This window comes from Cupriavidus agavae (genome assembly GCF_004217045.1).
GTDB lineage: Bacteria > Pseudomonadota > Gammaproteobacteria > Burkholderiales > Burkholderiaceae > Cupriavidus > Cupriavidus agavae.
Map to the genome: position 1 here is coordinate 1,069,030 of NZ_SGXM01000001.1, position 11,749 is coordinate 1,080,778.

Below are 11,749 nucleotides of genomic sequence, written 5' to 3' on the forward strand. Positions count from 1 at the left end.
CCCGCAGGGCGGGAGAGGGGAGCAAACCGAACGGCGGGCAAGCATCAAGCAATCTGCTCGATCTGTTCCTGCAGTTCCAGCCATCGTTCCTCAAGCTGATCCAGTTCGCCGGTGACCTCGCCCTGGCGCTTCAGCATCTCCATCAGCTTTGCCTTGTTGGCCTCTTCATAGCTTGAAGATTCGGCCATGAACGCGTCGATCACGGCCTTGTCGGCCTGCAGCGTCGACATGCGTTTCTCCACCTTTTCCAGTTCCCTGGTCAGCGGCTTGCGCAGCACCGACAGGCGTGCCCGCTCGTCGGCTTCGGCGCGGCGCTGGTCCTTGCGGTTCACGGCCGGCGTATCGGCCGCGTCGCAGGCGTGGCTGGCCGCGGCGGCGTTGCGCTTGGCGGCGGCCTGTTGCAGCAGCCAGTCGCGGTAGTCGTCGAGGTCGCCGTCGAACGGGCGGATCGTGCCATCGGCCACCAGCATGAACTGGTCGGACGTGGCGCGCAGCAGGTGCCGGTCGTGCGACACCAGGATCAGCGTGCCTTCGAACTGCGCCAGCGCCATGGTCAGCGCCTCGCGGGTGTCGAGGTCCAGGTGGTTGGTCGGCTCATCGAGCAGCAGCAGGTTGGGCTTCTGCCAGACGATCAGCGACAGCGCGAGCCGGGCTTTCTCGCCGCCCGAGAACGGCTCGATGGGCGAGGTAGCCATGTCGCCCCGGAAGTTGAAGCTGCCGAGGAAGTCGCGCAGTTCCTGCTCGCGGACGTCGGGCGCCAGCCGTGCCAGATGCTGCAGCGGGGAATCATGGTCGCGCAGCGTTTCCAGCTGATGCTGCGCAAAGTAGCCGATGACCAGCCCCTTGCCGAGCCGTACCGTGCCGTTCATCGGCGGCTGGGTGCCGGCCAGCGTCTTGACCAGCGTCGACTTGCCCTGGCCGTTGGCCCCGAGCAGGCCGATGCGCTGGCCATTCTGGATCGACAGGGCGAGCCTGTGCAGGATGGTGACGGGCGGATCGGCCTCGGGGTAGCCGCAGTCCACGCCTTCGAGCACCATCATGGGGTTCGGCGCCGAATCGGGCTCGCGGAACTCGAACGCGAAGCCGGCGGCCACGTGCACGGGCGCCAGCCGCTCCATCTTCTCCAGCGCCTTGACGCGGCTCTGGGCCTGCCGGGCCTTGGTGGCCTTGGCCTTGAAGCGCGTGATGAACGATTCCAGATGGGCGATTTCCTTCTGCTGGCGCGAGTAGGCCGCCTGCTGCTGGGCCATCTGCTGCAGCCGCATCGTCTCGAACTGCGTGTAGTTGCCGCCGTAGCGCTTCAACTGCTGGTTCTCGATATGCACCGTTACGGTGCAGATGGCATCGAGGAACTCCCGGTCGTGCGAGATCATGACCAGCGTGCCGGCGTAGCGCGCCAGCCAGTCTTCGAGCCAGACGATGGCGTCGAGGTCCAGGTGGTTGGTCGGTTCGTCGAGCAGCAGCAGGTCGGAGGGGCACATCAGCGCCTGGGCCAGGTTCAGGCGCATGCGCCAGCCGCCCGAGAACGAAGCCACCGGCTGCGACACCTGCGGCAGCGTGAAGCCCAGCCCCAGCAGCAGCGCCTCGGCGCGGGCAGCGGCGGTGTAGCCGTCGGCATCGGCATAGGCGGCATGGGCTTCGCCCTCGGCCGAGCCGTCGCCGCTGGCCTGGGCAGCGGCGATACGGGCCTCGATGTCGCGCAACTGCGTGTCGCCGTCGATCACGTATTCCACGGCGGTCCGGCCAACCGCCGGGGTCTCCTGCGCCACGTGGGCCACGCGCCACTGCGCGGGTACGAAGACATCGCCGCCGTCCGCGTGCAGTTCGCCGCGCAGCATGGCAAACAGCGTGGATTTGCCGCTCCCGTTGGCGCCGACAAGGCCCACGCGTTCGCCGGGGTTGAGCGTCACGGAGGTGTGGTCGAACAGCACCTTGGTGCCGCGCTGGAGGACAAGCTGGTCGATTCGTATCACGGAGGGAAGCGGAAAAAGCGTTCTTTTGGCAGGCCGGCATTGTAGCGCGGCGGAACGGCCGCCGACGCCCGCGCCGGAGCCGGCGGCTTTCGGCCAGCTTTCATGTTTCGTTCCATGTATTGAGGGATTTCCCCTAAACCGTCACTTTGGGGAGGCCGGGCATGGCAATTGCGTGTAAATTCATTTACATAGATTGGCGCACCGGGAAAGTGCCTTTTCACGAAACGGCGATGTCCGCTTCCCGAACCGGTGCACCGGGCCCACCCGAATCCGACCCACCCGCAGAACCCCATGCCTGACGGCCAGACGATTTCCGAACGCATTGCCCGCGCCATGCCCACGCTGACGCCCGCGCACCAGCGCATGGCGAACTACGTGCTGGACAACCTGTTCCGGGCCGCAACGATGCGTATCGACGAATTCGCCACGGCCGTCGATGTCTCGGTGGCGACTGCCAACCGTTTTGCCAAGGCGCTCGGCTTCGATGGCTATCCGCAGTTTCGCGCCGAACTGGTGCGCGGCTTCGAGGCCACGCTGGCGCCGGTGGAGCGGCTGCGCGACGAACTGGCGCGTCCCACCACGGTGGGCGAGGTGTTCGCCGCCGCGCTGGAAGACGGCGCCCGCAACCTCGAACAGACCCGCCGCAACCTCGATGCCGATGCCGTGGAGCGCGCCTGCGATGCCATCCTGGGCGCGCAGCGGGTCTACGTGATGGGCTTCGGCGCCAGCGGTTTCCTGTCCGGGCTGATGCAGCACGGGCTGGAGATGCACTGCCGCATGGTGACGTCGGTCTCGACGGTGGGGGGCGCCTCGCACGCGGCGCGCCAACTGTTCAAGCTGACGCCCGAAGACCTGGTGATCGTGGTGGCCTTCCCGCGCTACGTCACCGACACGATGCTGCTGGCGCAGCGCGTGAAGGCGCACGGCGGCCGGCTGCTGGCGCTGACCGATGGCCCTACGTCGCCGCTGGCGCCGCTGGCCGACATTGCCCTCTATGCCAACGCCGGCAATCGTCTTTCCGCCAATTCCGACGCCACGGTGCTGGCGCTGATCGAGGCGCTGTGCGGCGCCGTGGCCTACCGTTCGGCGCGTTCCGTCAAGGCCGCCGCCGAGATGACCGAATTCCTGTTGCCGTGGCTGTACGGCGCGCCCGGTGCGCGCGATGGCCGCGCCGCACCGAAATCTCCTGACTGAAGCAGAAGGATTTATGTCTCAAGCTGTTATCGCCATCCACGGCGGCGCCGGCACGATTACCCGTGCGGCCATGGACGCCCAGCGCGAACGCGAGTACACCGCGGCGCTGGAACAGGTGCTGCTGGCTGGCCAGCGCGTGCTGGCCGATGGCGGCAGCGCGCTCGACGCCGTGACCGAAGCCGTGCGGCTGCTCGAAGAGTGCCCGCTGTTCAACGCCGGCCGTGGCGCCGTGCTGACCCACGCCGGCACCTACGAACTCGACGCCTCGGTGATGGACGGCGCCACGCTGAACGCGGGCGCCGTGGCCTGCGTCAAGCGGCTGCGCAACCCGGTGCTGGCGGCCCGCGCGGTGCTGGAGCACAGCGAGCACGTGCTGTTTGCCGCCGAAGGTGCCGAGGCGTTTGCCCAGGCGCAGGGCCTGGAACTGGTCGCCCCGGAATACTTCTTCACGCAGGCGCGGCATGACCAGTGGCTGCGCGCCCGCGAGACGGCCGGCATGGCGCTGCTCGATCACGACGCGGCCACGCTGGCGGCGCAGGCGGCAAAGCCGGCCGATCCGCTCGACGCGGACAAGAAGTTCGGCACGGTCGGGGCCGTGGCTTGCGACGCCAGGGGCAACGTGGCGGCGGCCACCTCGACCGGTGGCGTGACCAACAAGCAGGTGGGCCGCGTGGGCGATACGCCGGTGCTGGGCGCCGGCTGCTATGCCGACGATGTGGCGGCGGTCTCGTGCACGGGCACGGGCGAGATGTTCATCCGGACCTCGGCGGCATTCGACGTGTCGGCGCAGATGCGCTATGCGGGCCTGTCGCTGGAGGAATCGGCCCGGCGCGTGGTGATGGAGAAGCTGCCGGCCATCCAGGGCCGTGGCGGCCTGATCGCGGTGGACCGCGCGGGCAACGTCACGCTGCCGTTCAACACCGAAGGCATGTACCGCGGCGTGGCCCGCGTGGGCGAACCGGTCAACGTCTGGATCTACGGCTGATATGGCGAATACAGTTTCAAAGTCGAAGCAGGGCATCGTGCTGCCGCCCGAGCGCGTGGTGGCGGTGGACAACCTGACGGTGCGTTTCTCCACCTCCGAGCGGACGGTGGAGGCGGTGCGCAACCTCTCGTTCCACGTCAACCGGGGCGAGACGCTGGCCGTGGTGGGCGAATCGGGCTCGGGCAAGTCGGTCACGTCGCTGGCGCTGATGCGGCTGGTGGAACACGGCGGCGGCAAGATCGCGGGCGGCAGCATGCTGCTGCGCCGCCGCAGCGGCGAGGTGCTGGATCTGGTCAACGCGTCGGAAGCCACGCTGCGCGGTGCGCGCGGCTCGGACATGGCGATGATCTTCCAGGAGCCGATGACGTCGCTGAACCCGGTGTTCCCGGTGGGCGAGCAGATCGCCGAATCGATCCGGCTGCACCAGGGCAAGAGCAAGGCCGCCGCGCGCGCCGAGGCGCTGCGCATGCTGGAACTGGTGCGCATTCCCGAGGCACGCCGCGTGCTGGACCGCTTCCCGCACCAGTTGTCGGGCGGCATGCGCCAGCGCGTGATGATCGCCATGGCGCTGTCGTGCAAGCCGGCGCTGCTGATCGCCGACGAGCCGACCACGGCGCTCGACGTGACCATCCAGGCCGAGATCCTGCAACTGATCCGCAACCTGCAGTCCGAGATGGACATGGGCGTGGTCTTCATCACCCACGACATGGGCGTGGTGGCCGAGGTGGCCGACCGCGTGCTGGTGATGTTCCGCGGCGAAAAGGTGGAAGAGGGCACGTCGGACGACGTGTTCCACGCCCCGGCACACCCGTACACGCGGGCGCTGCTGTCGGCGGTGCCGAAGCTGGGCGCGATGTCGGGCACCGATCTGCCGGCCCGCTTCCCGCTGGTGCAGGTGGCCGAAGGCGCCGCGCCGGTCAAGGAAATCCCGCAAGACACGATCCCGGCGGGCGCGCAGCCGATTCTTCGCGTGAAGGATCTGGTCACCCGCTTCGACGTGCCTGGCGGGCTGTTCGGCAAGGTCACGCGCCGCGTGCACGCCGTGGAGCAGGTCAGCTTCGACCTGTACCCGGGCGAGACGCTGGCGCTGGTGGGCGAGTCGGGCTGCGGCAAGTCCACCACGGGCCGCTCGCTGCTGCGCCTGGTGGATGCCCAGAGCGGCACCATCGAGTTTGCCGGCCAGAACATCAGCCAGATGCAGGGCCCGGCCCTGCAGGCGCTGCGCCGCAATATCCAGTTCATCTTCCAGGACCCGTACGCGTCGCTCGATCCGCGCGTGCCGGTGGGCTACTCGATCATGGAGCCGCTGCTGGTGCACAAGGTGGCCAGCGGCAAGGAAGCCGAGGCCCGCGTGGCCTGGCTGCTGGAGAAGGTGGGGCTGACGGCCGCGCATGCGTCGCGCTACCCGCACGAGTTCTCGGGCGGCCAGCGCCAGCGGATCTGTATTGCCCGGGCGCTGGCGCTGAACCCGAAGGTGGTGGTGGCGGACGAGTCGGTATCGGCGCTGGATGTCTCGATCCAGGCGCAGATCGTCAACCTGATGCTCGACCTGCAGCGCGAACTTGGCGTGGCCTTCCTGTTCATCTCGCACGACATGGCCGTGGTGGAGCGGGTGAGCCACCGCGTGGCCGTGATGTACCTGGGCCAGATCGTCGAGATCGGCCCGCGCCGCGCGATTTTCGAGAATCCGCAGCACCCGTACACGAAGAAGCTGATGTCGGCGGTGCCGATCGCCGATCCGGCGCGCCGGCACCTGAAGCGCGAGCCGCTGTCGGACGAGATTCCCAGCCCGATCCGCGCGGTGGGCGACGAGCCGGTGGTGCAGCCGCTGGTGGCCGTGGCCGGCAGCGGGGCGCAGGGCCACTTCGTCGCCCGGCACCCGGTGGGCGGCGCCTATTGAGCGCCTGTTGAGCGCCTGTTGATTTCCTGTCGATTCGCAGTCGATTTGCAGTTCTTGCATTTCCCAAGAGGAGAAGAAGAGATGTCGAAGGTTTCTTTCCGCCTGATGGCCGGTGCTGCCGCAGTGGGCGCCATGGGCATGATGGCCGCCGCGCCGGCGTTTGCCGCCAAGGATGCGGTGATGGCCGTGTATTCCACGTTCACCACGCTGGACCCGTATGACGCCAACGACACCCTGTCGCAGGCGGCTACCAAGTCGTTCTACCAAGGCCTGTTCGGCTTCGACAAGGACCTGAAGCTGGTCAACGTGCTGGCCGACAGCTATGACGTGAGCAAGGACGGCCTGGTCTACACGTTCAAGCTCAAGAAGAACGTGAAGTTCCACGATGGCACCACGTTCGATGCCACGGCGGTCAAGGCCAACTTCGACCGCGTGACCGATCCGGCCAACAAGCTCAAGCGCTACACGCTGTTCAACCGCGTGGCCAAGACCGAGGTGGTGGACCAGTACACCGCCCGCGTCACGCTCAAGGAGCCGTTCTCGCCGTTCATCAACGTGCTGGCCCACCCGTCGGCCGTGATGATCAGTCCGACCGCGCTGAAGAAGTATGGCAAGGACATCGCCTTCAACCCGGTGGGTACGGGCCCGTTCGAGTTCGTCGAATGGAAGCAGACCGACTACCTGAAGGGCAAGAAGTTCGCGGGCTACTGGAAGACGGGCTACCCGAAGATCGACACGATCACCTGGAAGCCGGTGGTGGACAACAACACCCGCTCGGCCGTGATGCAGACCGGCGAGGCTGACTTCGCGTTCAGCATCCCGTTCGAGCAGGCCGCCGTGCTGAAGGCCAGCCCGAAGGTGGACCTGATCGACGCGCCGTCGATCATCCAGCGCTACCTGTCGTTCAACACGATGGTCAAGCCGTTCAACGACCCGAAGGTGCGCCAGGCGATCAACTACGCGATCAACAAGGACGCGCTGGTCAAGGTGGCGTTCTCGGGCCACGCGATCCCGGCCGAGGGCGTGGTGCCCAAGGGCGTGGACTACGCCGAGAAGCTGGGCCCGTGGCCGTACAACCCGGCCAAGGCGCGCGAGCTGCTGAAGGAAGCCGGCTATCCGAACGGTTTCGAGACCACGCTGTGGTCGGCCTACAACCACACCACCGCGCAGAAGGTGATCCAGTTCGTGCAGCAGCAGCTGCAGCAGGTGGGCATCAAGGCCCAGGTGCAGGCCCTGGAAGCCGGCCAGCGCGTGGAGCGCGTGGAATCGGTGGCCAAGCCCGAGGACGCCGGCGTGCGCATGTACTACGTGGGCTGGTCGTCGTCGACCGGTGAGTCGGACTGGGCGCTGCGTCCGCTGCTGGCCTCGGAATCGATGCCGCCGAAGCTGCTGAACACGGCGTACTACAAGAACGACCAGGTCGACGCCGACATCGCGGGCGCCCTGCGTACCACGGACCGTGCCGAGAAGTCGAAGCTGTACAAGGACGCCCAGGAACGCATCTGGAAGGACGCCCCGTGGGCCTTCCTGGTCACCGAGAAGATCGTCTACGCCCGCTCGAAGCGCCTGACCGGCGCGTTCGTGATGCCCGACGGCTCGTTCAACTTCGACGAGATCGATATCAAGCAGTAAGCGTCGGGTTTTCTCCCGCCGCTGGTTTTCTCCCCTCTCCCTTTGGGAGAGGGGCGGGGGAGAGGGCAAGGCGCTTCAACTTGCCACGATGTCGGCAAGCAGAGCCTCCAGCCCTCTCCCCCAACCCCTGTCCCGCATGCGGGAGAGGGGAGCTGTGAAGCGGTAGCAGTAAAGCAGTCGAGAAGTGGTAGCAGTACCTATAACAAGCTGTTGCTGTAAAGCGGTAAGCCGAGAGGCCGCCTGCCTGTGTATTGCGGGGTGAAAGGGCGGGCGGCCGCCGGCCTCAAATTTCTGGTTTCCTGGTGTCAGATGCTGAACTATTTCCTCAAACGAGTCCTGGGCGTAATACCCACCATGCTGATCGTGGCGGTGCTGGTATTCCTGTTCGTCCACCTGTTGCCAGGCGATCCCGCACGGCTGGCCGCCGGCCCGGAGGCCGACCAGGCCACCGTCGAGCTGGTGCGCAAGGATCTGGGGCTCGACAAGCCCATGCACGAGCAGTTCGTGCACTTCTTCACCAATGCGCTGCGGGGAGAGTTCGGCACGTCGCTGCGCAGCAAGCGCCCGGTGTCCGAGGAGATCGGCGAGCGCTTCCTGCCCACGCTGTACCTGACGCTCGCGTCGATGGTCTGGGCCGTGATCTTCGGCATGATCATCGGCATCACGTCCGCCGTCTGGCGCAACAAATGGCCTGACCGGCTGGGCATGACGCTGGCCGTCTCGGGCATCTCGTTTCCGGCGTTTGCGCTGGGCATGCTGCTGATGGAAGTGTTCTCGGTGCAGCTGGGCTGGCTGCCGTCGATCGGCGCCGATACCTGGAAACACTACATCCTGCCGTCGCTGACGCTGGGCGCCGCCGTGGCCGCCGTGATGGCGCGCTTCACGCGGGCGTCGTTCATCGAGGTGCTGCAGGAAGACTTCGTGCGCACCGCCCGCGCCAAGGGCGTGCGCGAGACCGTGGTGGTGGCCAAGCACACGCTGCGCAACGCAATGATCCCCGTGGTCACGATGATGGGCCTGCAGTTCGGCTTCCTGCTGGGCGGCTCGATCCTCGTGGAGAAGGTGTTCAACTGGCCCGGCCTGGGCCGCCTGCTCGTGGACGCCGTGGAGATGCGCGACTATCCGGTCATCCAGGCCGAGGTGCTGCTGTTCTCGCTCGAATTCATCCTGATCAACCTGGTGGTGGACATGCTCTACACCGTGATCAATCCCACCATCCGCTACAAGTAAGGAGGCCGACATGACCGAGCTTTCCACGTCCGCCGCCACGCCTGCAGCCACCCAGGCCCCCGAGGCCGTCCGCACGCCCTGGACCGAGTTCTGGCGCAAGTTCCGCAAGCAGCACCTGGCGCTGGGCGCCGGCGCCTTTGTGCTGCTGCTGGTGGTGATCGCCGTGCTGGCGCCCTACATCGCCCCGTACGATGCCGAGAACTTCTTCGACTACGATGCCCTGAACGCCGGCCCGTCGCTGGCGCACTGGATGGGGGTCGACTCGCTGGGCCGTGACATCTTCAGCCGCATCCTGGCCGGCACGCGCATCTCGCTGGCCGCCGGTTTCTTCTCGGTCATCATCGGCGCCATCATCGGCACGGTGCTGGGCCTGATGGCCGGCTACTACGAAGGCTGGTGGGACCGCATCGTGACGCGCGTCTGCGACGTGCTGTTCGCGTTTCCCGGCATCCTGCTGGCGATTGCCATCGTGGCCATCCTCGGCAACGGCATGGTCAACGTGATCTTCGCGGTGGCCGTGTTCAGCGTGCCGGCGTTTGCCCGGCTCGTGCGCGGCAACACGCTGGTGCTCAAGCGCCTGACGTACGTGGAGGCGGCCCGCAGTATCGGCGCCTCGGACTGGACCATCCTGACACGCCACATCCTGCCCGGCACGGTGTCGTCGATCGTGGTCTATTTCTCGATGCGGATCGGCACGTCGATCATCACGGCCGCCGGCCTGTCGTTCCTGGGCCTTGGCGCACAGCCGCCGACCCCGGAATGGGGCGCGATGCTCAACGAGGCGCGGGCCGACATGGTCACCGCGCCGCACGTGGCCATCTTCCCGAGCCTGGCCATTTTCCTGACCGTGCTGGCGTTCAACCTGCTCGGCGACGGCCTGCGCGACGCGCTGGACCCGAAGATCGACCGCCGCTGAGCGATGGCTGACGCTTCCAGCGACCCCGCCGCTCCGGTCGTCGGCACGCTGCCCGCCGGGCCGCGCAACGCCATCACCGACGTGCCCGGCGTCACGGTCGGGCATTGCACGCTGGCCGACGGCGCCTGCCAGACCGGCGTGACCGTGATCCGCCCGCATGCCGGCGATACCTACCGCAACAAGGTGCCGGCGGCGGCCACGGTGCTCAATGGCTTCGGCAAGAGCATCGGGCTGGTGCAGGTGGACGAACTGGGTGTGCTGGAAACGCCACTGGCGTTGACCAATACCTTCTCGGTGGGTGCGCTGGCCCAGGCGCAGATCCGTGCCGCCGTGGCCGCCAACCCCGAAATCGGCCGCTCCTGGCCCACTGTCAACCCGCTGGTCTTCGAGTGCAATGACGGGTTTCTGAACGATATCCAGGCCATGGCCGTCCAGGCGCCGCACTACGACGCGGCACTGGCGGACGCCGGCGTGGACGTGGCCCAAGGCGCGGTCGGCGCCGGGCGGGGCATGTCGTCGTTCGGCGCCAAGGGCGGCATCGGCACCGCCTCGCGCGTGGCGGGCGGCTATACCGTGGGGGCGCTGGTGTTGTCGAACTTTGGCACGCCGGAATCGCTGATCCTTGCCGGACGTCCGCTCGGCGCCGAACTTGACCGCCAACTGAAGCAGCAGCCCGAGCCCGAGAAGGGCTCGATCATCATGATCGTGGCCACCGACGCCCCGCTCGACGCGCGCCAGTTGCGCCGGCTGTCGCTGCGCGCCGGCACCGGCCTGGCGCGTACCGGCTCGGTCTACGGCCATGGCTCGGGCGATATCGCGCTCGCATTTTCCACGGCCTACACCGTGCCGCACCTCGCCGACGCGCCGATGCCGGCCGTGGCCATGGTCCACGAATCGAAGCTGGACCCGCTGTTCCGCGCCGCCGCCGACAGCGTGGAACAGGCCATCGTCCACGCGCTCTGGCACGCCCAGACCGTGCAGGGCCGCGCTGGCCACACCCGCCGCGCGCTGCGCGACATCCTGCCTGACCTGACCGCATGAAAATCCTGATCTCCGCCGATATCGAAGGCGTGGCCGGCGTATTCCACCCCGAGCAGACACGCGCCGGCAATGGCGAATACGAGCGCGCCCGCGCGTGGATGACCGGCGAGGCCAATGCCGCCGTGCAGGGCGCTTTTGCCGGCGGCGCCACCGAGGTGCTGGTCAACGATTCACACGGCGGCTTCCGCAACCTGCTGCCCGACCAGATCGACCCGCGCGCCCAACTCGTGCTGGGCAAGCCGCGCTACCTGAGCATGGTGGCCGGCGTGGAGCAGGACTGCGACGGACTGTTCATGATTGGCTACCACGGCCGGGCGCAGAGCCGGGGCGTGCTGGCCCATACGATCAACAGCGGCGCCTTCGCACGGGTGTGGTTCAACGGCCTGGAACTGGGCGAGGCGGGCATCTACGCAGCGCTGGCCGGCGAATTCGACGTGCCCGTGCTGATGGCGAGCGGCGATGACGTCTTCGTGCTTGAGACCCGCCCGCTGATGCCGTGGGTGCGCTACGTGCAGACCAAGACCGCCGGCGGGCAGGGCAGCGGCACCTCGCTGTCGCCAGCCGCCGCCCGCGACGCCATCGCCACCGCCGCCGAGGCCGCTACGCGCGCCGCCATCGAACAGCCCGAGGCCCGCTGCTTCGAACTCACCGGCCCGGTCACCTGCCGCCTGCAGACCCAGACCCCGGCCCACGCCGACCTGTTCTGCCAATGGCCCACGTTCGAGCGCGTGGACGGCGTCACGCTGTCCTTCACCGCCCCCACGGTACAGGCTGCCGTGCGCATGCTGAACTGCTGTTCGGCGATGTCGTTCATGTTGAAGTAGGTTGGCGTGTTCGCGGCGCAGAAAATGGGACAATAGCGTCCGTTTCCTGCTTCC

9 protein-coding genes are annotated in these 11,749 nt (G+C 67.4%); 8 read left to right on the top strand and 1 reads right to left on the bottom strand.

Going from position 1 to position 11,749, the window contains the following annotated elements:
• Positions 1–44: 44 nt before the first annotated feature.
• Complete coding sequence (locus tag EV147_RS04855; protein WP_130389966.1) at positions 45–1,973, bottom strand: ATP-binding cassette domain-containing protein; 1,929 nt, start codon at positions 1,971–1,973, stop codon at positions 45–47.
• 291 nt (positions 1,974–2,264) lie between these two features.
• Here EV147_RS04855 and EV147_RS04860 point away from each other — a divergent pair, with 291 nt between their 5' ends.
• The 8 genes from EV147_RS04860 (at position 2,265) to EV147_RS04895 (ending at position 11,695) form a co-directional block, all read left to right on the top strand.
• A complete protein-coding gene (locus EV147_RS04860) occupies positions 2,265–3,167 on the top strand; it encodes a MurR/RpiR family transcriptional regulator (RefSeq protein ID WP_130389967.1) in 903 nt (300 codons plus the stop codon).
• Positions 3,168–3,180: 13 nt separating this feature from the next.
• The gene (locus EV147_RS04865) at positions 3,181–4,152 is read left to right on the top strand and encodes an isoaspartyl peptidase/L-asparaginase family protein (protein ID WP_130389968.1); all 972 of its coding nucleotides are present in this window, start codon (positions 3,181–3,183) and stop codon (positions 4,150–4,152) included.
• A 1-nt stretch (position 4,153) separates the two neighbouring features.
• Complete coding sequence (locus EV147_RS04870) at positions 4,154–6,052, top strand: dipeptide ABC transporter ATP-binding protein (RefSeq protein WP_130389969.1); 1,899 nt, start codon at positions 4,154–4,156, stop codon at positions 6,050–6,052.
• Between the two features lie 105 nt (positions 6,053–6,157).
• Complete coding sequence (gene gsiB / locus EV147_RS04875) at positions 6,158–7,684, top strand: glutathione ABC transporter substrate-binding protein GsiB (protein WP_407923215.1); 1,527 nt, start codon at positions 6,158–6,160, stop codon at positions 7,682–7,684.
• 309 nt (positions 7,685–7,993) lie between these two features.
• Positions 7,994–8,914: a glutathione ABC transporter permease GsiC gene (gene gsiC / locus EV147_RS04880; protein WP_130389971.1), complete on the top strand. Its 921-nt coding sequence runs from the start codon at positions 7,994–7,996 to the stop codon at positions 8,912–8,914.
• A gap of 10 nt (positions 8,915–8,924) precedes the next feature.
• Positions 8,925–9,830, top strand: a complete 906-nt coding sequence (gsiD, locus tag EV147_RS04885) for a glutathione ABC transporter permease GsiD (RefSeq protein ID WP_130389972.1) — start codon at positions 8,925–8,927, stop codon at positions 9,828–9,830.
• Positions 9,831–9,833: 3 nt separating this feature from the next.
• Complete coding sequence (locus EV147_RS04890; RefSeq protein ID WP_130389973.1) at positions 9,834–10,871, top strand: DmpA family aminopeptidase; 1,038 nt, start codon at positions 9,834–9,836, stop codon at positions 10,869–10,871.
• The gene (locus EV147_RS04895) at positions 10,868–11,695 is read left to right on the top strand and encodes a M55 family metallopeptidase (protein WP_130389974.1); all 828 of its coding nucleotides are present in this window, start codon (positions 10,868–10,870) and stop codon (positions 11,693–11,695) included. The genes EV147_RS04890 and EV147_RS04895 overlap by 4 nt, the downstream gene beginning before the upstream one ends.
• Positions 11,696–11,749 lie beyond the last annotated feature (54 nt).

Bases quoted from the DNA above. Each gene is read 5' to 3' on its own strand.
- EV147_RS04895 (WP_130389974.1), top strand. From the start codon at position 10,868: ATGAAAATCCTGATCTCCGCCGATATCGAAGGCGTGGCCGGCGTATTC.
- EV147_RS04860 (WP_130389967.1), top strand. From the start codon at position 2,265: ATGCCTGACGGCCAGACGATTTCCGAACGCATTGCCCGCGCCATGCCC.
- EV147_RS04890 (WP_130389973.1), top strand. From the start codon at position 9,834: ATGGCTGACGCTTCCAGCGACCCCGCCGCTCCGGTCGTCGGCACGCTG.
- EV147_RS04865 (WP_130389968.1), top strand. From the start codon at position 3,181: ATGTCTCAAGCTGTTATCGCCATCCACGGCGGCGCCGGCACGATTACC.
- gsiD (WP_130389972.1), top strand. From the start codon at position 8,925: ATGACCGAGCTTTCCACGTCCGCCGCCACGCCTGCAGCCACCCAGGCC.
- gsiC (WP_130389971.1), top strand. From the start codon at position 7,994: ATGCTGAACTATTTCCTCAAACGAGTCCTGGGCGTAATACCCACCATG.
- gsiB (WP_407923215.1), top strand. From the start codon at position 6,158: ATGGCCGGTGCTGCCGCAGTGGGCGCCATGGGCATGATGGCCGCCGCG.
- EV147_RS04870 (WP_130389969.1), top strand. From the start codon at position 4,154: ATGGCGAATACAGTTTCAAAGTCGAAGCAGGGCATCGTGCTGCCGCCC.